This window comes from Flavobacteriales bacterium TMED191, assembly GCA_002171975.2.
Lineage (GTDB): Bacteria > Bacteroidota > Bacteroidia > Flavobacteriales > TMED113.
The window spans coordinates 33,722-57,784 of record NHIO02000042.1; the positions used below are offsets into that span (position 1 = coordinate 33,722).

Here is a 24,063-nt window from a genome sequence, read left to right on the forward strand (position 1 = left end):
CTTATATTTGGCGTAAAATATTTTTTATGAAAGATCAAGATTTTAATTTCTTATGGTTATTTTTTTTATTAAATAAAAATGTTAAATCTTTTTTTATTGTTTTAGTCTTAACTTTTTTTTTAAGTGCATATGTTTCTCTATATCATATCGAACCTAAATTTAAATCATCTGTAGTAATTTACCCAACTACAACAAATTCTATTTCACAAGCATTATTGGTTGAACATAATCCTTACAGAAAAGATGTTTTAGAATTTGGCGAAGAAGAAGAAGCTGAGCATTTATTGCAAATTCTTAATTCAGACCCAATAAGAGATTCTATCATTCATCGTTTTGATTTGTTTCAACACTATGATATAGACATGGATTCAGATTATCCAATTACAAATATATTTAAAATGTATCAAGATCTAATTAGTTTTAAAAAAACAAAGTTTAATTCTATAGAAATTATAGTATTTGACAAAGATCCTGAAATAGCTGCAAATATTGCGAATGAATTTTTAATTCTAATTGATGTTGTAGTTAATAATATTCGTAAAAATAGGGCACTTCAAGCACTAGCGGTTTTAGATAAAAGAAAGGCTTTGCTCTACACAAAAAGGAATTTAATTCAGGACTCCTTACAATATTGTAGATCAAATGGTGTTATTGGTACTACTCCTCAAGTCGAACGTTTAACGGAACAATATGCTATTGCATTGTCTACTAATAATTTGTCAGGAGCGAGTAGGATTAAGAAAGAACTTAACCAATTAGCTAAATACGCAGGTTTACATGATATGCTACTTAGAAAAAGTCGTAATATTGAAAATGAATTATCTTTGATAGAGTTTGAATCAGAGAGGGTAGAAGTTGATACTTATTACAGTCTTGAAAATAAGTTTATCATAAATAGAGCTTATCCAGCAGATAAAAAGGCTAGTCCTGTAAGATGGTTAATAGTTTTTTGTTCTTTAATTTCAGTTATCACATTATTTATTATATCAATTGCTGTCTTAGACATTGTAACTGCTCCGAAGGATGTTAAGTCATAATATTAATAAAAAAATAACTTTTTTTGTTTCATCAATATTTTTATTGTGTTTAACATATTTTCTGTCAATTGAAAACTATATTTTATGGATTTCTCCTTTTATTTTAATTTTATTTTACTTAGCTATTTGGCACATTAGATTCTTATTTTATTCGGTCATTTTTTTTACTCCATTCTCCATGTCCTTAAAAGATATGGGTATTGATTTTAATGGGCTTGAAATGGCATTTCCTACGGAACCTTTACTATTAGGCTTGATGTTATTAGTAATGCTGCATTTAATATATCGTTTTAGTTTATATAAAAAGATTTTTAATAATCCTACTGTCGTTGTATTAGTACTTTATTTGATTTGGATGCTTATAACATGTATTACGTCATCAATCCCTGCAACTTCATTTAAATTATTTATAACTAGATTATGGTATATATTGCCTATTTTCCTTTTGGGGTTGTTTTTTTTAAAAGAAAAAAAAAATTTTTCTAAATTCACTCTTCTTTATGTGATACCATTTAGTATAGTAATTTTATACACTACTTTCAAACATTACTTGTATTTTTTTGACAAGCAGTCAGCACACTACATGATGTCTCCGTTTTTTAACGACCATACTTCATATGGCGCAATGATTGCTTTTTTTATTCCTCTATTAATTGCAGTTTTTTTATCAAATAATAAAAATAAACTAGTTCAAAGTTTTCTTTTTATATTATTGTTTATATTTTTCGTAGGATTAATTTTATCATTTTCAAGAGCAGCATGGATTAGTTTACTATGTGCTTCTTTTATGGCGATTCTTGTGAAATTGAAACTTTCAATAAAATCATTAGCTTCTTTAGTTTTAGTTTTATTTTCTTTTATATTTTTTTTTCAAAGTACTATTTTGGGTCATTTATCAAATAACAGACAAGATAGTTCAGATAATTTAATTGAACATTTTACTTCTCTTTCTAATATATCAACTGACGCATCTAATATGGAAAGAATAAATCGTTGGAAATGTGCTATAGAAATGTTTAAGGAAAAACCTCTTTTTGGATGGGGCCCAGGTACATATCAATTCCATTATGCTCCTTTTCAGTTTTCTCGTGATAAAACAATTATTAGTTCTAATTATGGAGATGCTGGTAATGCACATAGTGAATACTTAAGTGCTTTGAGTGAATCAGGTGTAATTGGTCTGATATTGTTTTTATCTCTTATTGGAGTTATACTGGTTAGAACAATTGTACTCTTTAATAAAATTAATGATCCTGATATTCAACGTTGGTTATTAGCAATATTCACTTCACTAATGAGTTATTTTATTCATGGTTTTTTTAATAACTTTTTAGATACTGATAAGGCCTCTGTAGCTATATGGGCTGTTATTGCAATAGTTGTTTCTATTGATTTAGCTTACAACAAAAAAGCACTTTACTAATAATTTTGATAACAATTTTTCTTACTTTTAACATTAGTTCAAAATTAATTTGGTATGAAAAATTTTTTATCTCTTGTTTTTAGTTTGATTTATATTTCTTTTTATGCTCAAAATTCTGGATGCCCAGATGTTAATTCGTGTAATTATAATCCTTCTTTTCAACCTCCTATTTTCGAAGAGCCTGTAAATACAGGTCTTAGTATGAATATTGGAATCATTAGTAATTTGCCAAATAATTTTGAAATTAATGATCAAATTGGTGCTTTTGTCTTGTTAGATGATGGCGGCTATTACTGCGCAGGACTTACAACATATCAAGGTGTTAATACTGTAATTGATGTTTTTGGCGATGATCCTCTCACCTTAGAAATTGATGGTTTTATACCAGATGAGACAATTTATTTTTTTGTTAAAAGAACTAATGATGCTTCAATTAGTCTTTATACTCTTTCAGCAAATCTTGCTGATGCAATTGATTATGCAGTTTCTTTACCCAACTCATATAATACCAATCAAATTTCAGTATTAATTTCTAGTGAAATAATCATTGATGTTATATATTCCTGTGAATATCCAGTATTTGGTTTTAATTGTGATGGTTCCTGTGTTGATTTGGATAGTGATGGAGTTTGTGATTTAATGGAGATATATGGCTGTACAGATGCATCATACTTAGAGTTTGATCAGTTTGCAACTGAGGATGATGGTTCTTGTATAAATCCAGTAGTATTAGGATGTACCGATGATACTGCTTTTAATTTTGATATTTTAGCTAACACTGATGATGGCTCATGTATACCAGTAGTTATTGATTGTATTGATGAGCTGGCATGTAATTTTAATTCTGAAGCGAATGTTTCTAATCCAGAAGCATGTGAATATGCACCTATTGGATATTTTTGTGATGGAACATGTATTGACATCGATGGTGATGATGTGTGTGATGTAATTGATAATTGTTCTGAATTCTTTAATCCTGATCAACTAGATTTTGATAATGACGGAATAGGAAATATTGATGGATATGAAATTGAGGATTGCGACCCTGACGATGATGGTGATGGTGTTTTAGATATAGATGAAGTTGAAGGGTGCACAGATAATTTAGCGCATAATTTTTCCAATTCTGCAACAGAGGATGATGGTTCTTGTAATTATTATTCAAGTGTTGATTTTTCAAATATGAATGATGGTTTATATTTAGATGATTTAGGTTTTGAAGATGCTACGGGAGTAACTATTTCTTTTTGGATGAGCACAGATCAATTAGAAAATGGATCATCATCTGAGTGGTCATACTTAGTAGATTTAGGCTCTTCAAATAATTCCCGATATGTAATAAGATGGAGAAATGGAGTTAAAGGTTTACAAGCTTATTACGAAGGAGCAGATTTTCCATTAAATTGTTCAGAAGGAGATTGTTATGATCAAAATTCAACCAATGCAATTTATATGGTGCCTCCTGAAGGTACTCTTCTAAATCTGGACACATATGATTGGTATGCAGATAATTCTTGTACTGCAAGAAAACATGTCACTGTTGTTTTTTGCTCAAATTCTACAAAAATCTATATTGATGGTTTTATGGTACAACAATCTAGTACTGGCTTATATTCTCCGGCACCAATTTTTAACTTAATAAATAATTCTTCTTTTAATAAGATTGGAGCTAGTAATGACAATCAAATTGGTACTTCTTGGCCTGGTAAAATTGACGAAGTTCGAATTTGGAGTAGAGCTTTATCTAATTATGAAATTAAAGCAAGATTATACAATGATATTGATGGCGATGGTATAATAAATAGTGAAGATGATGATATTGATGGTGACGGTGAGTATCAAGGTTTACAATGTGTTTCTAACTGCAATGATAATGATGATGATATTGATAATGATAATATCTTAAATGATGATGATGACACACCTAATGGTGTACTAGGATTAAATAATAATACTTTGAACATACTAGATGAATTAATTAATAATAATAATTCAGGAAAAATTGAGGGATACTGGAGTTTTGATTCATTAAATTTAAACAACCAAGCATATTGGGATTGGCAAACTGGATCTGAAGCATATTTTGCTAATTTATCATATTCTTGGGCAGTTGCTCAGCAACCTTGTGAACAAGAGGCCAATGACTCAAGTTATGCGGCAACTTGTCTAGATAATATTAACAATGATTGTGATGCTTGTACACCAGCTGAAGGATGTATGGATGATGGGTTTCAGGATTGGTCACCTAATCCTGGGTTTCCAGCTGACAACTACGACTCCGAGGCAGAAATAGATGATGGTTTATGTATTTATTATGGTTGTTTAGATGATGGGAATCATCAGTGGTCAAGAATACCAGGTTTAGCTGCATGTAATTATATGCCATTTGCAAATGTAAATCAATTTTCAATGGAAGAATTTCAAAATCCATGTGAATACCCGGAAGATATTTTCGGTCAATCTTATTTAGATTGTCAGGGTCAATGCTTATATGACTGTGATGATGATGGAGCATGTGATTGGGCACCTGTTCATTGCTACGATTTAAATTATAATTTAATAAGCCAGGATTGTCCAGAAATTAGTTTTTCTTCCCTTGATAATTGTTTTCCTAATTTAACTTCTCCTAACTACCTTATTGAAGATAATTATAATAATTTAACAGGTGATTTAGGGTCGGATGGTATTCAAGATTGCATAGATGATTTTGATTATTCACTTTTCTCTAATCCCTTGCAAACTGACTCTGACGGAGATGGCATTGGTAATAATTGTGATAACAATTCATCTGGAGGAGATGGAGGTCAAGAGGGTTGTACGGATAATGGATATTTATCAGAAATTAATGGAGACCCATATAACTCTCTTTATCCAGGATATGCTGCATGTAATTATGATTTTTGGGCTGATATTGATGATGGTTCTTGTGAGTATTGTTATTTAAATGATTGTGGTAATTACCCGAGTATTTCTTTGGGGGGGGCATATGATTGTTTAGGTTATTGTGCTGATTATATTGATGAGGTAGAATTCTTAGATGACGGAAGTTATAATCCTTCTTTTGGTCAACTTATAATTGGAGATTTAGACGGTGATGGAGTTTGCAATATGTTTGATAACTGCCCTGAGGACGCAAATCCTGCTCAAGAAGATTTTGATAATCCTGGAGGTACTGGTGATGCATGTGATGGTATAGGTTTGGATGAAGAAGACCTATTTAGTTACTCAATTTATCCAAATCCTTTTTCTGACCATTCTATTATTTCTTTTGAAACTTCTAATTTTTTCAAAACTGTAATTAAGATTTTTGAACCTTCTGGAAGGTTAATATATTATAATTCAACTGATGAAAGTTTTGATAAGATTTTTAAGTCAAATCTTGCATCTGGATTCTATGTACTTGAAATAAATCAGGGTAATAAATTTGCAAGAGATTTTTTAGTTATACAATAGCTTATTGTTTAACTCTTTCTAAATAATTTCCAGAGTTTGTGTCGATTTTAACAATATCTCCTTGATTAATAAATAGAGGGACTCTTACTTCTGCTCCTGTTTCTGTTGTTGCAGGTTTTAGAGCATTAGTAGCTGTATTCCCCTTTTCGCCAGGCTCAGTAAATTCTATTTTTAAATTTACATTTAATGGTAGTGTACAAGAAAGTGGTTTTTCTTGTTCTGCATGAAACATGATTTCAACAGTACTTCCTTCTTTTAAGTATTGTGGAGCATTTATTAAATCTTTTTGAATTGCAATTTGCTCAAAGTCTTTTTGATTCATAAAGTGGAATGTTTCAGCACCTTCTTGATAAAGAAATTGATAGGATCTATTTTCGATTCTTACTATTTCTATTTTTACACCAGCAGTAAATGTATTTTCAAGAACTCTAGATGTATTAAGGTTCCTAATTTTTGTTCTCACAAATGCTGGTCCCTTACCAGGTTTGACATGTTGAAAGGATTCAATTTTCCATAAATCTCCATTATGTTTGATACATAATCCGTTTTTAAAATCTGCTGTTGTTGCCATATTAATAAAAGCCTTTAACTATTCCGGTTTTGGAATTTTTAATGAATTTAACAATTTCTTCTTTCTCTTTTGAATTTTCTTTATTTTTTTCTATTAATTCAATTGCTTGTGAAATATTATTTCCTTCTTGAAAAATCACCCTATAACATTTATTGATAATTTTAATAGATTCTTGGTTAAATTTATTTCTAGTTAACCCAATTTTATTTACACCTATATATCTGAGTGGTTCTTTTGCTACTTTAATATATGGAGGAACATTTTTTCTGACTAATGAACCCCCTGAAACCATACTGAATTTTCCTATTTTACTAAATTGTTGAATTGCCGATAATCCACCAATGATAGCATGTTCATCAATTTCAACATGACCAGCAATCGCTACCCCATTTGCAATAATGACATTGTTTTTGATTATGCAATCATGAGCAACATGGGAATAAGCCATTAAAAAACAGTTATCACCAACTATAGTAGAATTATTATAATTTGTTCCTCTGTTAATTGTTACACATTCTCTTATAGTAGTATTATTTCCTATTACAGTAGTTGTTTTTTCCCCTTTAAATTTTAGGTCTTGTGGAATAGCTGAGATTACTGCCCCTGGAAATATTTTAACATTGGATCCTATTTGTGCCCCTGGAAATATTGTAACATTAGATCCAATCCAACAGTTATCACCAATAGTTACATTATCATGTATAGTAGAAAAAGAATCTATAGAAAGGTTCTTTCCAATTTTTGCTTTTGTACTAATGTCTGTAAGTTTAGTCATCTTTTTCTTTTACAATTTTTGCCATTAATTCCGCTTCTGTAACTACTTGGTCGTTAACATATGCTTTTGCTTCCATATGGCAAATTCCTCTCCTTATTGGAGATAATAGGTTTAATTTAAACATTAATATACAATTTGGTTCTACTTTTTGTTTAAATTTAACTTTATCAATTTTCATAAAATATGTAAGATAGTTTTCGGGGTCTTCTACACTATTCAATGCTAAAATACCACCAGTTTGAGCCATAGCTTCAATTTGTAAGACTCCCGGCATAACTGGTGCACCAGGAAAATGTCCTTTAAAATAATATTCGTTAGATTTAACATATTTGATTCCAGTAACCGAATTGTCTGAAAGTTCTATGATTTCATCAATAAATAAAAAGGGCTCTCTATGTGGAAGAATTTTTTTTATATCATTAATTTTCATTAATGGCCGTATATTGTTTTGATTCATATTGTTATGAATTTGAGAAAATAATTTTTGTGTAAAAAGTACATTAATTTTATGGCCAGGTTTATTGGCAATTATCTTACCTTTTATTTCATATCCTGCGAGTGCCATGTCACCAATTAAGTCTAGTAATTTATGTTTTGCTTGTTCATTTTCATAAAGGAGTTTTTTTTCATTTAAAATGCCTTGATTTATTTTCTTTGTTTTTTGAGGCAATAGTTTAGAAAATTCACCTAACTGGTCTATAGATGTATCTTGTTCAACAAAAACAATTGCATTATCAATATTACCACCTTTAATTAGATTTAAATTTACTAATTGCGATATTTCATGTAAAAAACAAAATGTTCTTGCTGGTGCTATTTCTAGTTTAAAATCTTTTAAATTTCTTAAACTTGCTTGTTGAGGTTTTAATATTTTTGAGTTGTAGTCAATTTTGACATTTATTTCAAGTGTGTTTTGTGGAAAAAATTCAATTTTAGAATCTCCATCCTCAATCTTAAAATAATTACTTGGCTTAATAATTTTTCTTTTTACATTTTGATCTATAATTCCTGCTTGTTCAATTTTTTTAATTATTAATTTTGCACTGCCGTCTAAAATAGGAATCTCAGGGCCATCCACTTTAATCAACAAATTAGTTATTGATAATGCAAATAATGTTGCTAACAAATGTTCTACAGTTTCAATAGTAGCATTATTTTCTTTTAAAACAGTTCGTCTTTTTGTTTTATGAATATTTTTAATTGATGCAGATATTTGTGGTTTACCTTTTAGATCTACTCTTTGAAATATAATTCCTGTATTTTCGTGAGCGGGCATAAAACATACATTAGTAAATCGTCCTGTGTGAAGTCCTTCCCCTGAAATTGAGATACTATTTTTTATTGTTTTTTGCAATATTATTTTTTAAGTTGATTAATTATTTTGGGCAATTTTTTAAAGCATACATATGCTTTTTGAAAATCTTTTATATCAAAAGCAAGTGGTCCCTGTATTGTTTTTCCATCAGGTATGTTTTTTATAACACCTGATTTACCTGCTATCTTCACATTTTTGCCAATTTGTAAATGATCAGCTATAGCAACTTGACCTCCAATCATACAATTGTTGCCAATTTTTGTTGACCCTGCAATACCAGTTTGTGCTGCGATAACAGTGTTGGATCCAATTGTTACATTATGACCAACCTGTATAAGGTTATCTAATTTAACGCCATCTTGTATGATAGTATTGTCAAGTGAGCCTCTATCAATGGTTGTATTAGCTCCAATTTCTACGAAATTTTTTATGATAACTTGCCCAATTTGGGGCATTTTAGAAAACCTATTTTTTTTATTTGGAATGAATCCAAATCCATCTGCACCTATTATTGCACCTGCATGAATTGTACAATGGTCGCCAATTTCTGAACTATCATATATAGTAACATTTGGACCAATTTCTGTGTCTTTACCAATATGACAATTTGGATATATAATAGTATTTGGATGAATAGTACAATGATCTTCTATAGAAACATTTTCCATAATTATAACATTATCTCCAATTATTACTTTTGAACCAATCTTAGATTTTGAGTGTATAATCGCAGAAGATGCAATTTTATCATAGTATTGTTTTTTTGGTGAAAATTTATTTATGATTTCTGCAAATTTTTGTGCAGGATTATCAGTTTTTATAATAGTATTAGCAGTTGAGATTTCTATCTTTGGAACAATTATTAAAGATGCTTTATTAGATTGTAAGTGTTTTTTGTATTTAATGTCAGATAAGAATGTAACATCGCCTTTTTTTGAACTTTCTATATTTGAAAAAGATGATATAATAATTTCAGGATCTCCAATAAGCTCTCCTTTGATAATTTTACATATTTCTGATGCAGTTATTTTCATTATTTATTTAATTTTTTTCAAAAAACTAAAGTTCTTTTGGATAACAAATATAATGTTTAGTAATTCTGGAATTCTTAGAATTCATATTAATTTCATTTTTAATCTCCGATAGATTAACAATAACGTTATTCTTTTTTAAAAATTTGATTTCATTATTTACAAAATTATATGTTTGATTATTAATGCTTATTGGAAAAATTAAATAGCTAGTATCGTTGAGTGTTAATTTAAATTTTTTCATAGCTATACTTTGTAGTCTTCGAATCTCCTTTTTAATATTTTTTTTCTCAAAAGTTTTAATTTTTAATAGCTTTCTATTAATAATTGAATTAGATAAGATTTTCAATACTTGGTCTTCGGAATGAGTCCAGCTTTTTAGACATGTTAGAAGGTCTGAGTCATCAATTAATGCAAACTTGTCAAGTAATTTATGTTTATTAAAAAAAATTAGATTGATAGCATTCTTCTCATTAAGAAATACTTTAAAATTAGGGGTAGAATAAATGTTAAAACCATTTTGTGTTAATTCTTTTGCTCTTTTTAATACTTGCATTAATGTATATTCAGCAGATAATACAGTTTTATGTAAGTAAACTTGCCAGTACATTAATTTTCTAGCTATAATAAATTTTTCAATTGAATATAAACCTTTATAATCAACAACTAGTTCTTGATTATAAACATTTAATGTACTAATTATTCTATCAGAATTTATTATTCCTTCATTAACACCAGAATAAAAACTATCTCTGTTTAAGTAGTCTAGTCTATCAACATCAAGTTGACTTGATATTAACTGATTTAGATATGTTTTTTTATGTTTTTTTTGAAAAATATCAATTGCCATTGATAATTTTTGATCAAAGATCTCGTTTAGTCTTTGCATGAATAGTAAAGAAATTGTTTCATGGGACAAATTGTTTACTATAGACTTTTCTAATGCATGAGAAAATGGTCCATGACCAATATCGTGTAATAATATAGCGACTAAACTTGCCTCATGTTCTTGTTTAGTAATAGAATGTCCTTTGGTTTTTAATGTATTTATAGCTTGATTCATGAGGTGCATTGCACCAATAGCATGATGAAAACGGCTGTGATTTGCTCCAGGGTAAACTAATGATGATAAACCAAGTTGCGAAATTCTTCTTAGTCTTTGAAAAAATGGATGTTCTATGAGCTGCCAAATTAAATCAAAAGGAATATTAATAAATCCATAAATTGGATCATTAATGATTTTATTTTTAGGATATGACATTTATTTGATTTTTATAATATAAATTTAAAAAACAAAAACATACAAATATGGATTCTTGTACTATTTTATGGATTGATGATGAAGTAGATTCATTAAAATCACACTTATTATTTCTCAAAGATAAGGGTTTTTCCGTCAATACAATTTCTAATGGCTATGATGCAATACAGATGGTTGTTGAAAATCACTATGATTTAATTTTTTTAGATGAAAATATGCCTGGATTAAGTGGTTTAGATACGCTTTCTAAATTAAAGGAAATTACTAATTCGCCTGTCATTATGATTACAAAAAGTGAACAAGAGCATATTATGGAAGATGCAATAGGTTCTAAGATATCAGATTACTTAATTAAGCCTGTAAACCCTCATCAAATACTTTTGTCAATTAAAAAGCATCTAAAATTTTCTGAACTTGTCACTAATAAAACTAATTCCGATTATCGTAAAGAGTTTTTATCTATTGGTGATATGATTAGTAGTATTCATTCATTTGATGATTGGGTGAAGATTTATAAAAAAATAATTTATTGGGAGTTGCAACTTGATTCATTAGATGACAACAATATGCTTGATATTTTATTGAACCAAAAAAAAGAAGCAAATAATTCTTTTTTTAAATATATCAAAAATAATTACCATGAATTTGTTAAAGATAATAATTCGCATAATGTAGTTATGTCAAATAATATTTTTAAAAAATATATTTCATCTTTAACTACAGATAAGACTTGTACATTTTTTTTACTTATAGATAATCTTAGATTAGATCAGTGGAGGTTAATAGAGCCTTTATTATCTTCTTATTTTTCCATTAATGAAGATACATATTGTAGTATTTTACCTACTGCAACTCAGTATGCTCGAAATGCAATTTTTTCTGGTTTAATGCCTGCTGAAATTAAACAAAAATATCCTAATATGTGGTTAGATGATAATGATGAAGGTGGAAAAAATTTATATGAAAAAGATCTATTAATGGAACAATTAAAGCAATTATCATGTTCTCAAAATATATCATTTAATAAAGTTTTTAACCTTGAGCATGGTCAAAAAATGGTTAATAGACTAAATGAGTTCCTTACCAAATCGTTAAATGTTATTATATATAACTTTGTAGATATTTTATCACATGCAAAAACAGATATGAAAATGATTAAAGAACTAGCTAATAATGAAAAAGCATATCGCGATTTAACTTTGACATGGTTTAAAAACTCTCCTCTTTTTGAAATGTTAAAAAAGCTTTCTAATCATGACGTGAATATTATAATTACATCTGATCATGGGACAATGAATGTGATGGAACCTAGTAAGGTTGTTGGAGAGAAAAGTATATCTAGTAATCTACGTTATAAAACAGGTAGAAAAATTAAATTTGAAAAGAAGGATGTGTTCCATGTGGATGATCCTGAATCTGTTATGTTGCCTAAATCTAATGTTAGCGCTTCATATATTTTTGCTGCACCAAATAAATACTTTGTTTACCCTAATAATTATAATCATTATGCACATCACTATATTAATACATATCAACATGGTGGTGTCTCAATGGAGGAAATGATCATACCCATTGTCTCTTTAAAACCTAAACGATAATGCAAAGGTGTTATGACATATCTAATTTAGACAAGTTATCGTCTGTTGCATTAGAATTGTTAACCTTGTCAGATAATCGTATCTTTGTGATTGAAGGTGAGTTAGGTGCTGGAAAAACAACATTAGTTAAACATATGTGTAATCAATTAAAAATTGTCGATTCTGTTTCAAGTCCTACGTTTTCAATTGTTAATGAGTACTGGCTTGTAAATGGTGACAAATGTTTTCATTTTGATTTTTACAGATTGAACACTTTAAAAGAAGCTATAATGCTTGGAGTAGATTCTTATTTTAATTCAGGTTTTTATTGCTTTATTGAATGGCCCGATTTAGTTAAATCCATATTGCCTTCTAAATATCATCAAATTAGATTAACATCAACAAATAATACTCGCGAATTATTATATATAAAATAACATATTATGGGAAATAATTTCTTATCATTCTCCGAAGCTGGTTTTACCCTTCCTCAAGAAGAAGTGATTGAATTAAAATCTAAAAATAAAAAATTAACTATTGGTATACCCAAAGAAGTATTATTACAAGAAAAGAGAATTGGTTTGGTACCTGATGCAGTTAATTTACTAACACTTAATAATCATAGTGTTATTGTTCAGAGTGGAGTCGGTCAAATAATTAATTTTACAGATAAAGATTATAGCGATTGTGGAGCAAGGATTGTGAATACAGCTAAGGAAGTTTATCAAGCTGATATTATTTTAAAGGTATCCCCACCTACAAATGATGAAATTAAGTTGATGAAACAAAATCAAACTTTAATTTCGGCATTGCAATTAAAAATTCAAAAACCAGATTTTTTCATTCAATTAATGGAGAAAAAAATTACAGCAATTGCTTATGATTATATTCAGGATGAAGATGGGATTTTCCCTGTTGTTCGTTCCATGAGTGAAATTGCAGGTAATGCGTCTGTTTTAATTGCAGCAGAATGTTTAAGTAATTTAAATAATGGTAAAGGTCTATTAATGGGCGGTGTTGCTGGAGTTAGTACTACAGATATTGTTATTTTAGGTGCCGGTACTGTCGGTGAATTTGCTGCAAGATCTACAATTGGTTTAGGGGCTTCTGTTAAGATTTTTGATAATTCTTTATATAAATTAAGAAGAATTCAAGATAAATTAAATACTCGAGTTGATACTAACATGATAAATCCAAAAGCATTGGAAAAAGCAGTTAGACGTGCTGATGTAGTGATTGGTGCTATTCGCACAAAAAGTGGTCGTACACCCTGCGTAATTTCTGAAGATATGGTTAAGTTAATGAAACCAGGATCAGTAGTTATTGATGTAAGTATTGATAGGGGAGGTTGTATAGAAACATCTGAAGTTACATCACATAAATCACCTACTTTTATTAAGCATGGTGTAATTCATTATTGTGTGCCAAATATTCCATCTAGAGTAGCAAGAACGGCCTCTTTTTCATTAAGTAATATTTTTGCATCATTATTACTACAAATTGGTGATCATGGTGGAGTTAATCAAATCATTTATAATAATCCAAATATTGGTCAGGGAGCCTATATTATTAATGGTCAGTTAGTTAATAAAGGTATATCTGACTGGTTTAACTTGCCATATCAAGCATTATAATTGTGGGTTTTTATTATAGATTAATTTTTTATGTGTCAGGAGTATTATTAGGTGTATTTATTCTCTGGTTTTCATTAAGCTTTCGTGAAAAGCCAATTAGTTTTAATTATCTACCTAATGCTAGAGTGGTTAGTCATATTCTTAAAAATAATCTTCACATTTCTGAATATGTAAAATGTAAAATGGTTTGCTATAAAATTGATTCATTATTATTACGTCAATATATTAGTCATTCTAAAGTGGATTTTAAAAAAAGTCAAATTAGAAATAAAGTTTGTAAGAATTATTTTCTAGAGAATAATTTAATAAATTTTGAGATTATAAATTGTCATGACTCTATTAGTGTTGTCAATTTGATTATTGAAGATTCTATTTGTAAAAATTGTAATTAGATATTGTTAATTGCTTCCTTTAGTCTTTTGATTTCATCATGTGTTTGACTGCCAATAGATGAATTTTCTTCAGCTCTTCTAATAAGATAAGGTATCACATATTTAACAGGTCCGTACGGTACATATTTTGCCACATTATAATTAAAGTGAGCTAAGTAAAAGCTAATGTTATCACTCATTCCTAATAGTTGTGAAAAGAAGATTCTGTTATCATTGTTTTCAATATTATATTCTTTCATTAATTCAATTATATTTTGCGTGCTTTGTTCATTATGAGTGCCAAAACATATTGATATGTCCTTGATATTTTGCAGGCAGTATTTACTTGCATTATCAAAGTCATTGTCACAAGCTAACTTATTTTTATGAATAGGCGATTTGTATTTTTTTTTGTTGGATCTAAATCTTTCTTTTTCCATATATGCTCCTCTAACAATCTTAATTCCTATTTTAAAATTTTGATTTTTAGCTCTTTTATGTAGCTCTTTCATATATTTGATTCTATCCCATCTGTAAAATTGAAGAGTGTTGTAAACAAGTACACTTTTTTGATTGAATTGCATCATTAATTGCTCAACTAGTTCGTCAATTGCTTTTTGAATCCAACTTTCTTCTGCATCAATTAATACAGGTTTATTTACGGTTTGAGCTTTGGAACAAATTTTATGGAGTCTATTTTTAAGAGTTTGCAATTCTTTATTTTCAAGCTCATTTAACGGGGTGTTTTTGCTTAATTTTTTTAATAATTTGAATCGTGTTATTCCGGTGACTTTAAATACACAAAACGGGATTAAATTATTGTTTTTAGATAGATTAAGATTATTAATTATTTCATGATATACTTTTTCAAGATTTTTAGAATTCTGTTGACCCTCTACAGAATAATCAAGGATGGTTTTTATATTACTCTTACCTAGCTCTTTGATTTTTTTTTTAGACTCGATAATATCTTCCCCCCCACAAAAGTGTTTAAAAATAGTTTTTTTAATAATACCTAAAATTGGTAATTTAATTTGAAGAGCAAATTTGAGCATGTATTTCCCAAAATAAACGAGATAAGGTCTAGATAATAATTCAAAAAGAATTAAAGTTTCATACAGTTCTCTTTTTGATTTTGTCTTGTAATCTATATATTTATTGCTAAATACCATATCCGAAATTTAATTTAGTATTTTTTATTTTAAAAACACCTTATTCTTTATAATTAAATGATTAATAAAATTAAACTTGATCAGTGTACAATTATTATAAATAATAAATCTATATCATGCTTATTAGATGTAATTAAGAAGATTAATCCTACGAAGGTATTTATTTTATTAGATAAAAATTCTAAGAAGTATTGTTTGCCAATTTTGTTAACACATGTTTCAGTATTAAATAGTGCTCATATTCTTGAGTTAGAAAATGGTGAATCTGCTAAAACAATTAATAGTGTAAAGTCGGTATGTAATTTATTGTTAAGTAAAAACGTCGATAGGAAAAGTTTGATGATTAATTTAGGTGGTGGCGTTGTTTCTGATTTAGGGGGGTTTGTTGCTTCTATAATTAAGAGGGGAATTAATTTTATTAATATACCTACTACTTTAATGTCTCAGGTAGATGCTGCAATAGGTGGAAAAGTAGCTGTAAATTTTGATCATTACAAGAATCAGATAGGCCTCTTTAGTATTCCCAATGCAATTTTTATACATTTTCCTTTTACTAATTCACTTTCTGATTTTGAATTAATATCTGCATACGCTGAAATATTAAAATATGGATTAATTTATGATAAACTATTGTGGGAAAATATTCAGTTGAAGAATATTAATAAAGTTAATTTACCTGCAATTATATCAAAATGCATAAGGATAAAAGTTGATATTGTGAAGAGAGATTATTTTGACAATAATGAAAGAAGGAAATTAAATTTTGGACACTCGATTTCGCATGCTATAGAAAGTATTTTTCTAGTCAAAAATATAGATATCACTCATGGTCATGCTTTATTTATTGGTTTAATTTGTGAGTCGTATATATCCCATAAGATTTTTTCATTTTCACCAAATATTTTAGATGGTATTGTGAAAGTAATATTTAAATATTTTAAATATCGAGACATAAAATTAATTGATAATAATCTTTTATTAGAATTCATTAAAAAAGACAAAAAGAATGTCGATAATAACTATAATTTTACATTAATTCAAGATATTGGCAAATCTGTTGTAAATTGTTCAGTGTCTGATGATTTGATCTTTTCATCCTTAAATTATTATAGATATTTATGTCCAGTATAGTTTTAATTTTTTCACGAGTTATTGATAGTGATATTAACTTTAAGCTTTCAGGCTCCAAAAGTATAAGTCAACGATCATTGATTATTAATAATTTGATTAGTAGTATTAATAACGAGCAAAATTTATCTAAATCCGATGACACAAATATTTTAAAGAACTGTCTCAACTCAAAGGATGAAATTAAAAATGTAATCAATTCAGGCACATCATTGAGGTTTTTAATCTCATTTTATGCTTTGAGTAAAAAATCAGTAATAATTACGGGTGATGAGTATTTATTTAATAGACCAATTAATATGTTAATTAGTTATTTAAATTCTTTAGGAGCAAAAATTATTAAAAACCGTAATAAGATTTTAATAAATTCTGCAGAAATTAAAGGTGGAGAAATAAACATCAAGTTTGCGTATACTAGTCAATTTTTTTCATCACTATTACTCATTTCGCCATATTTAAAAGGTGGAGTTAAATTTTATATAAAAAAAAGCATGCTTTCTCAGTCATATATAAATATGACGCTTACAATGATGATAAAATGTGGTATAAAAATTGAACAAAATAATAACACTATAATTGTTCCGCAATCTAAATACTCAAAGCCATATGGTTTTATTGAGTCAGATTGGACTTCTGCATCTTATTTATATTTAGCTTTTTTATTTTCTAATTTAAATACAGTATCTATTTCTATTTTATATAAAAATAGTATGCAGCCAGATAGTAATTTAATTTCCTTTTTTAAATTTCTTGGTGTTAATTCTAAATTTTTTAACAATTCAGTTGTTCTTAGTAAGTCAAAAAGTTCTATTTTACCTGAAAAGCTCGAATGGAATTTTATAAATAATCCTGATTTTGCATTAACAGCTTTTATAGCTTGTCTCGGCCTCAATATAAAATTAAATGCCTTAGGATTAGATACACTTCCCTACAAAGAAAGTGATAGAATTAATTCATTATGTTTAGAGTTATCTAAGTTTCAATGTTCTGTAGAGGTTGAAAATAATAACAAAATAATTATGAAACCTAAAAAGCTATGTATTACAAAAAATGTAATTGATATAGATACTCATAATGATCATCGAATCGCACTTTGTTTTTCCCCATTAGCTTTACTAGGATATAGGTTAAGAATTAATAATCCTGATGTTATAAATAAATCTTATCCTGATTTTTACAATGATTTATCTAAATTTGGAGTAATTATTAATTAATAAATATGTATACAAATGAATTTAAGTGAAATTTTAACTATAACATTAACTTTATTTGCAGTTGTTGATATTTTAGGGGCGTTACCTCTTATAATCAGTCTTAGACAGAAAACAGGTCATATTAATTCTTTTAAGGCAACAGTAGTTTCTTTTTTTATAATGATGGCTTTTTTGTTTATTGGAGAAAATTTACTTCACTTAATTGGAATTGATGTGCAGTCATTTTCAATGGCAGGCGCAATTGTGATCTTCTTATTAGCTCTTGAAATGATTCTGAATATTGAATTGTTCAAGTCTAATGAAAATGATAATTCTGGCACAATAGTGCCAGTTGCATTCCCCTTAATAGCTGGTGCAGGTACTCTTACAACAATTTTATCTTTAAGAGCAATCGAAAGTTTTTCATATAGTGAAATCACCACAGGAATTATCTTAAATTTATTGTTCGTTTTTTTGGTTTTAAAAACTACTAATAAAATTGAAAAAGTCTTAGGAACTTCAGGTATTAATATTTTAAGACGTGTATTTGGAATAATTTTACTAGCAATTGCTATCAAGCTTTTTAAAGCAGGACTGAGTTAATTTGTTTTAAATTTAAATTTTTCTTGTTTAAGCTCTTGATTTGCTTTTACAATCTTCTTTTTTAGATCTTCTTTATATTCTTCAGTTTTTGCAAAAAGTTCTGAATTGCCTGTGGCAAGCATTTGTGCGCACAATATTCCAGCATTTAAGGAGCCATTTATAGCTACTGTAGCCACTGGTATTCCGGGAGGCATTTGTACAATTGCTAATAATGAATCTAAGCCATCTAATGAAGCTTTTATAGGCACTCCAATTACTGGGATTGGAGTCATTGCTGCAACTACACCTGGCAAATGTGCAGCCATTCCAGCTCCAGCTATAATTACTTTTATTCCGTTTTTTGATGCATTTTTTGCAAACTTTTCAACCTCTTCTGGAGTTCTATGCGCTGATAGTGCATTTACTTCAAATGGGATTTCCATTTCGTTAAAAAATACTGCTGCCTTTTTCATTACTGGCCAATCAGATGTGCTTCCCATTATTATGCTTACTAGTGGTTTCATATTTATTTATATTAAAATAATTTATTTTAAATCAAATTTAATCTTTTTGTGTAAAAAAAATAGTGAGTTTAATTCATTTATTTATAATTTTAAATCATCAATGAAAAAAATTCAGCTAGGCGGATTAGATTTTGAAATTTTTATTCCAAAAAAGTCTATACAAAAAAAAACTTTTGAACTTTCGCAAAGAATAAAAAATCAATATCATGGTGATTGGCCTGTTTTTATTATTGTATTAAAAGGTGCAATGATTTTTGCTAAAGAATTACTAAGTTATTTAGACCCTAATATTGATATTGTTTCAGTCAAGGTAAATTCATACGATGGTTTAAAAAGCAAGGGCAAAGTTTCCATAGATCATATTTCGTATACTAAGATTCAAAATAGGAATGTCCTTATTATTGAAGATATTGTAGATACTGGATTAACACTAAACTTCTTAAGTAATGAATTCCTTAATCATGGTGCACTAAGTATAGAATGTGTAACTTTATTATTTAAAGAATCAAAGTATCAATATAAAACTAAACCTAAACACATTGGTTTTAAAGTTGGAGAAGAATTTGTTGTTGGACATGGAATGGATTATAATCAGGCTGGTAGAAAATTAAAAAACATTTATAAAAAGATTAATTAAAAAAAATACAATGAAAAATATAATTTTATTTGGACCTCCAGGTTCTGGTAAAGGTACTCAAGCAGATCTCTTGATGAGTAAAAACTCATTAGATCATATTTCTACAGGAGATGTATTTCGAAGAAATATTAAGAACTCTACAGATCTTGGCAAATTGGCATCTGAATATATGGACAATGGTCAATTAGTTCCTGATAAGGTTACTGTTGATTTACTTTCTAGTGAGTTAGAAAGGTTTCCAAATTCAAAAGGATTTATTTTTGATGGTTTTCCTAGAACAGTCCCCCAGGCTCAAGAGCTTGATAAATTGTTTGAACGTAAAAATATGAATTTAGATATTGTCTTATCTCTTGAAGTATCGGAAGGTGAACTTGTTAAAAGACTTCTAAAAAGGGGTGTTAATAGTGGTAGAAAAGACGATCAAAATAAAGACATAATTTTAAATCGTATTCAAGTTTATAACAAACAAACATCTATTCTAAAGGATTATTACATAAAGAAATTAAATCATTCATTTTATGCAATTAATGGTGAAAGAGAAGTTAATCTTATATTAGATGATATCAATTCAATAATATCAAATTATTAGTTTTTTCCAAGTGAGAAATTTAAAAAATAATTTTGTTGACTATGTAAAGATTTACTGCAAATCAGGTAGCGGAGGTAAAGGGTCTGCTCATTTTTTTAGATCTAGGATTCAGCCAAAAGGAGGTCCTGATGGAGGTGATGGTGGACGGGGTGGTCATGTAATTATTAGAGGGAATAGAAATTTATGGACTTTGTTGCATTTAAAGTTTACAAAACATATAAAAGCGGGTCATGGTGGTGACGGAAGTAAGAATACTAGTACGGGTTCTAGTGGAAAAGATGTTTATATTGATGTACCAATAGGAACAATTGTTAAAGATGCTGAAACAAATAAGTACATATTTGAGATTACTGAAGATAAAGAAGAATATGTTTTGTTAAAAGGTGGTTTAGGCGGAAGAGGTAACGTGCATTTTAAAAATTCTGTAAGACAAAGCCCTCGTTATGCACAACCTGGAAAAATTGGATTAGAGGCATCAACAATTTTGGAGTTAAAAGTTTTAGCCGATGTGGGATTAGTTGGCTTTCCCAATGCAGGAAAATCCACTTTATTGTCTGTCATTAGCGCAGCAAAACCTAAAATTGCTGACTATGAATTCACTACATTAACTCCAAACCTTGGTATTGTTAAATATCATGATATGAAATCATTTGTAATGGCCGATATACCTGGAATCATTAAGGGCGCTAGTGAAGGCAAGGGGTTAGGTCATCGTTTTTTAAGACATATTGAAAGGAATACATGCTTGTTATTTATGATTCCCGCTAATAGTGAAAATATTATGGCAGCATATAATATTTTAATTCAAGAATTAAAAAAATATAACCCAGATTTATTAGATAAAAAGAGATTATTGATAATAACAAAGTCAGACTTAATTAATGATAATATCAAAGAAAATATTTCAGATTCTATTAGTATTAAACATCTCTTTATATCTTCTTTAAATAACCAAGGTATTAGTCATTTAAAAGATGATGTTTGGAAAATTTTAATTAAAAACAATGATTGAAAATATAATTTCATTGGATAAGCAGTTATTTATTTTTTTAAATAATTTAGGATCTGAAAAGTGGGATTCTTTCTGGGTGTTTATTTCAAATAAAACATGGATGTTCCTTATAATTGCTCCTATAATTTTATTTTATCTTTACCGTCAAGACAGCAATAAATTTATATATACTATTTTTTTTCTTTTAGTGTGTTTTGGTATTACTGATTTAATTCATCTTCATTGTTTTAAAAATATATTTATGCGCTTAAGGCCATGTTGGGATCCTGAAATTTCTCATCTAAGTAGGATTGTTGTTGAAAAAGGTGGCATGTATAGTTTTGTATCTGGACATGCTGCAAATTCTACGGCAATTGTTTCATTTTTTTTACTTCAGTTAAATCAAAAAAATAAGTTTTTGAAATATGGATTAATAATTTGGCTACTGTTAGTATGTTATAGTAGGATTTATTTAGGTAAGCATTTCCCACTGGATGTATTTTTTGGTGCTATTTTAGGTTTAATTATCGCTCATTTTATTTCCAATTTTTTTCATTATATCAAAATTAACAAATGAAATTGTTTTATATTTTCTTAGGGGGTGGATTAGGCTGTGTATTAAGATATTTAATCTCCTTAAATTTTCTACAATTTACTTTCCCTTTAGCAACATTTCTAGTTAATTTAATTAGTTGTATAATTTATGGAATCGCTATTTTTTTTATTAGTTATTTAGATCTTAATAAGGAATGGAGTTTATTTTTATTTGTCGGATTTTGTGGTGGATTAAGTACTTTTTCTACTTTTAGTTATGAAACCTTAAATTTATTAAGAGATGGACATATTGCTTACGCATTTCTAAATATTGTATTTAGTATTTCAATGTGCTGTGGTGTTTTGTATTTATTTATTAAAAAATTACAGTAGTTCACAAATCATAATTCCATCTCGAATTGGAAGGAGAGTATTTCGTACTCTAGAATCATTTTGTATCATAAGGTTCAATTTTTTTATTTCGTTTGTTTCAATATCTTTTTCATTTGACTTGTTTATAACTTTCCCACTCCAAAGAACATTGTCAATGATAATACACCCCCCGCTTGTTAATTTTTTCATTGCTAAATCGAAGTATTTACAATAATTTTTTTTGTCTGCATCAATAAATACTAAATCATATTTAAATTGCAAATTTGGAATTATTTCCAATGCATTGCCTGTGTGTAGCTTTATTTTGTTTTCTAGCCCCGATTTTTTAAAATATTTTCTGGAAAAATTTTCCAATTCTTGATTTATTTCAATTGTATGTAGCTCACCATCATGAGTTAAACCACTTGCTAAGCATATGGCAGAATAACCTGTATATGTTCCAATTTCAAGTATGTATTTAGGTTTTTTTAAACCACTAATTAACCTTAGTGTTTGACCTATTAATTTGCCACTCAACATTCTAGGCATTAAAATCTTATAATTTGTTTCTCTCTCTAATTCGTCTAGTAATTCGTCGTTAGAAGTCATGTTTTGACAGTATTCTAATAGTCTGTTTGGTAAGAAATCCATTTTAATAATATTTATTTATAATTTAATTAGTTAAATTCGAAATTAACTAATATGTAAAGCATCTAATATGTACAAAGTTAAAATTATTATTTTCTCATTCATCTTTCTATTATTTAACCCTCTCTTTGCTCAATTTTCATCCACTAAATCAAAAAATAAAGACCAGCAAAAACCACCAAAAAGTACTTCAAAAAAAACTATTCTTGAAACAACAAAGAACTGCATTGAGTATGATGGTTTATTTAAAATATATCAAGATAAGGATAATGCAAAATCATTCATTGAAATAGACACATTGCAATTTAATAAAGAATTCATATACTTTAGCTATATAGAGGATGGTGTTGGTGATTCTCGTAATGTTAGAGGCAGATTTAGGGGCTCAAAAATTATTACGATAAAAAAGTATTTTAATAAAATTGATTTTATAATAGAAAATTATTCTTATTATTTTGATCCAGAAAGTCCATTAAGTAGAGCATCAGATGCAAATATCAATGAGCCGATTATAATAAGTGAAGAAATTATTGCTTTAAATACTGATAGTTCAAGTGTCTTAATTAATGCAGATAATATTTTTTTAACTGAAGCTTTTCAACAGGTAAAATCTTCATATTCACCTGGTTATAAGGGTTTTAAACTAGGGAGTCTTAGTAAATCAAAAACAAGATATCATAAGTTCAATAATTATCCAAGTAATACTGATGTGATTGTAGATTATGTATATGAAACCAAATACCCTTCAAAATATGGTAGTCGTGCTGTTACTGATTCTCGTATTGTTTCTATTAGAATCCAACATAGCTTAATAGAGCTGCCCGAGAGTGGTTTTGAACCTAGATATGATGATCCACGCGTAGGTTATTTTCATACCCAAACAAATAATATGACGAGTATTGATCAAATTAATTACCGTGATATGATTCATAGGTGGGATTTGAAAAAAAAGCATCCAGATAAAAATTTATCAGCACCTATTACTCCAATTACCTGGTGGATTGAAAACACAACTCCTATAGAATTTAGAGATATAATTAAAAAGGGCGTGGAATCATGGAACATAGCTTTTGAGAAAGCAGGCTTTATTAATGCAATACAAGTTAATACTCAACCTGATACAGCCAATTGGGATGCTGGTGATATTCGTTATAATGTATTGAGATGGACTTCATCTCCTCAACCTCCTTGGGGTGGTTATGGCCCCTCCTTTGTTAACCCTAAAACTGGACAAATTATTGGTGC

Annotated in this window: 24 protein-coding genes; 16 read left to right on the forward strand and 8 right to left on the reverse strand. The window is 28.4% G+C overall.

The features are described 5' to 3' along the window. Window positions 1–26: 26 nt before the first annotated feature. The 3 genes from CBD51_005130 to CBD51_005140 are packed head-to-tail and all read left to right on the forward strand — an operon-like array spanning window position 27 to window position 5,913. Window positions 27–1,037 (forward strand): hypothetical protein, encoded by a 1,011-nt coding sequence (locus CBD51_005130; GenBank protein ID RPG58473.1) that lies wholly within the window; start codon window positions 27–29, stop codon window positions 1,035–1,037. Beyond that, window positions 1,024–2,460 carry an O-antigen ligase family protein gene (locus CBD51_005135; protein RPG58474.1) on the forward strand — a complete coding sequence of 479 codons (1,437 nt, stop codon included), beginning with the start codon at window positions 1,024–1,026 and terminating at the stop codon, window positions 2,458–2,460. The genes CBD51_005130 and CBD51_005135 overlap by 14 nt, the downstream gene beginning before the upstream one ends. Before the next feature lie 54 nt (window positions 2,461–2,514). Continuing rightward, window positions 2,515–5,913, forward strand: coding sequence for a T9SS C-terminal target domain-containing protein (locus CBD51_005140; GenBank protein ID RPG58475.1), 3,399 nt, complete (start codon window positions 2,515–2,517; stop codon window positions 5,911–5,913). Window position 5,914: 1 nt separating this feature from the next. Here CBD51_005140 and efp read toward each other — a convergent pair whose 3' ends face one another. Genes efp through CBD51_005165 form a run of 5 tightly spaced genes read right to left on the reverse strand, consistent with a single transcriptional unit; the run spans window position 5,915 to window position 10,866 of the window. Continuing rightward, entirely contained in the window at window positions 5,915–6,484 is a 570-nt protein-coding gene (gene efp / locus CBD51_005145) for an elongation factor P (protein ID RPG58476.1), read from the reverse strand. A gap of 1 nt (window position 6,485) precedes the next feature. After that, complete coding sequence (locus CBD51_005150; protein RPG58477.1) at window positions 6,486–7,259, reverse strand: acyl-ACP--UDP-N-acetylglucosamine O-acyltransferase; 774 nt, start codon at window positions 7,257–7,259, stop codon at window positions 6,486–6,488. Beyond that, a complete protein-coding gene (locus CBD51_005155; GenBank protein ID RPG58478.1) occupies window positions 7,252–8,619 on the reverse strand; it encodes a bifunctional UDP-3-O-[3-hydroxymyristoyl] N-acetylglucosamine deacetylase/3-hydroxyacyl-ACP dehydratase in 1,368 nt (455 codons plus the stop codon). The genes CBD51_005150 and CBD51_005155 overlap by 8 nt, the downstream gene beginning before the upstream one ends. Then, entirely contained in the window at window positions 8,616–9,608 is a 993-nt protein-coding gene (gene lpxD / locus CBD51_005160) for a UDP-3-O-(3-hydroxymyristoyl)glucosamine N-acyltransferase (protein ID RPG58479.1), read from the reverse strand. Before lpxD ends, CBD51_005155 begins: the two co-directional genes overlap by 4 nt. A gap of 25 nt (window positions 9,609–9,633) precedes the next feature. After that, entirely contained in the window at window positions 9,634–10,866 is a 1,233-nt protein-coding gene (locus tag CBD51_005165) for an HD domain-containing protein (protein ID RPG58480.1), read from the reverse strand. Window positions 10,867–10,913: 47 nt separating this feature from the next. Between CBD51_005165 and CBD51_005170 the strand changes: the two genes are divergently transcribed. The 4 genes from CBD51_005170 to CBD51_005185 are packed head-to-tail and all read left to right on the forward strand — an operon-like array spanning window position 10,914 to window position 14,469. Next, window positions 10,914–12,464 carry a PglZ domain-containing protein gene (locus CBD51_005170; protein ID RPG58481.1) on the forward strand — a complete coding sequence of 517 codons (1,551 nt, stop codon included), beginning with the start codon at window positions 10,914–10,916 and terminating at the stop codon, window positions 12,462–12,464. After that, on the forward strand, window positions 12,464–12,880 hold the full coding sequence (tsaE, locus tag CBD51_005175) for a tRNA (adenosine(37)-N6)-threonylcarbamoyltransferase complex ATPase subunit type 1 TsaE (protein ID RPG58482.1): 417 nt from the start codon (window positions 12,464–12,466) through the stop codon (window positions 12,878–12,880). The genes CBD51_005170 and tsaE overlap by 1 nt, the downstream gene beginning before the upstream one ends. A gap of 6 nt (window positions 12,881–12,886) precedes the next feature. Continuing rightward, window positions 12,887–14,077: an alanine dehydrogenase gene (locus tag CBD51_005180; protein RPG58483.1), complete on the forward strand. Its 1,191-nt coding sequence runs from the start codon at window positions 12,887–12,889 to the stop codon at window positions 14,075–14,077. 32 nt (window positions 14,078–14,109) lie between these two features. Continuing rightward, on the forward strand, window positions 14,110–14,469 hold the full coding sequence (locus CBD51_005185) for a hypothetical protein (protein ID RPG58484.1): 360 nt from the start codon (window positions 14,110–14,112) through the stop codon (window positions 14,467–14,469). On the opposite strand, the gene CBD51_005190 is transcribed toward CBD51_005185, so the two are convergent. Beyond that, window positions 14,466–15,620 carry a proline dehydrogenase gene (locus CBD51_005190; protein ID RPG58485.1) on the reverse strand — a complete coding sequence of 385 codons (1,155 nt, stop codon included), beginning with the start codon at window positions 15,618–15,620 and terminating at the stop codon, window positions 14,466–14,468. The genes CBD51_005185 and CBD51_005190 overlap by 4 nt on opposite strands. 57 nt (window positions 15,621–15,677) lie before the next feature. On the opposite strand from CBD51_005190, the gene CBD51_005195 reads away from it, so the two are divergent. Genes CBD51_005195 through CBD51_005205 form a run of 3 tightly spaced genes read left to right on the forward strand, consistent with a single transcriptional unit; the run spans window position 15,678 to window position 18,544 of the window. Continuing rightward, window positions 15,678–16,751: a 3-dehydroquinate synthase gene (locus CBD51_005195; GenBank protein RPG58486.1), complete on the forward strand. Its 1,074-nt coding sequence runs from the start codon at window positions 15,678–15,680 to the stop codon at window positions 16,749–16,751. Further along, the gene (locus tag CBD51_005200; GenBank protein RPG58487.1) at window positions 16,739–17,962 is read left to right on the forward strand and encodes a hypothetical protein; all 1,224 of its coding nucleotides are present in this window, start codon (window positions 16,739–16,741) and stop codon (window positions 17,960–17,962) included. The genes CBD51_005195 and CBD51_005200 overlap by 13 nt, the downstream gene beginning before the upstream one ends. Before the next feature lie 15 nt (window positions 17,963–17,977). Then, window positions 17,978–18,544 (forward strand): MarC family protein, encoded by a 567-nt coding sequence (locus CBD51_005205; GenBank protein RPG58488.1) that lies wholly within the window; start codon window positions 17,978–17,980, stop codon window positions 18,542–18,544. Here CBD51_005205 and purE read toward each other — a convergent pair. Next, entirely contained in the window at window positions 18,541–19,047 is a 507-nt protein-coding gene (purE, locus tag CBD51_005210) for a 5-(carboxyamino)imidazole ribonucleotide mutase (GenBank protein RPG58489.1), read from the reverse strand. The two genes, CBD51_005205 and purE, sit on opposite strands and share 4 nt — an antisense overlap. On the opposite strand from purE, the gene CBD51_005215 reads away from it, so the two are divergent. Genes CBD51_005215 through crcB form a run of 5 tightly spaced genes read left to right on the forward strand, consistent with a single transcriptional unit; the run spans window position 19,028 to window position 22,191 of the window. Then, complete coding sequence (locus tag CBD51_005215) at window positions 19,028–19,684, forward strand: hypoxanthine phosphoribosyltransferase (protein RPG58490.1); 657 nt, start codon at window positions 19,028–19,030, stop codon at window positions 19,682–19,684. The genes purE and CBD51_005215 overlap by 20 nt on opposite strands. Before the next feature lie 10 nt (window positions 19,685–19,694). Then, window positions 19,695–20,273: an adenylate kinase gene (locus CBD51_005220; protein ID RPG58491.1), complete on the forward strand. Its 579-nt coding sequence runs from the start codon at window positions 19,695–19,697 to the stop codon at window positions 20,271–20,273. Between the two features lie 10 nt (window positions 20,274–20,283). Then, window positions 20,284–21,285, forward strand: a complete 1,002-nt coding sequence (obgE, locus tag CBD51_005225) for a GTPase ObgE (protein RPG58492.1) — start codon at window positions 20,284–20,286, stop codon at window positions 21,283–21,285. Continuing rightward, a complete protein-coding gene (locus CBD51_005230; GenBank protein ID RPG58493.1) occupies window positions 21,278–21,841 on the forward strand; it encodes a phosphatase PAP2 family protein in 564 nt (187 codons plus the stop codon). The genes obgE and CBD51_005230 overlap by 8 nt, the downstream gene beginning before the upstream one ends. Beyond that, window positions 21,838–22,191 (forward strand): fluoride efflux transporter CrcB, encoded by a 354-nt coding sequence (crcB, locus tag CBD51_005235; protein RPG58494.1) that lies wholly within the window; start codon window positions 21,838–21,840, stop codon window positions 22,189–22,191. The genes CBD51_005230 and crcB overlap by 4 nt, the downstream gene beginning before the upstream one ends. On the opposite strand, the gene CBD51_005240 is transcribed toward crcB, so the two are convergent. Beyond that, the gene (locus tag CBD51_005240) at window positions 22,183–22,821 is read right to left on the reverse strand and encodes an O-methyltransferase (GenBank protein ID RPG58495.1); all 639 of its coding nucleotides are present in this window, start codon (window positions 22,819–22,821) and stop codon (window positions 22,183–22,185) included. The two genes, crcB and CBD51_005240, sit on opposite strands and share 9 nt — an antisense overlap. A gap of 67 nt (window positions 22,822–22,888) precedes the next feature. Here CBD51_005240 and CBD51_005245 point away from each other — a divergent pair. Then, on the forward strand, window positions 22,889–24,063 hold a 1,175-nt coding region (locus CBD51_005245), incomplete at its 3' end, for a DUF5117 domain-containing protein (GenBank protein ID RPG58496.1).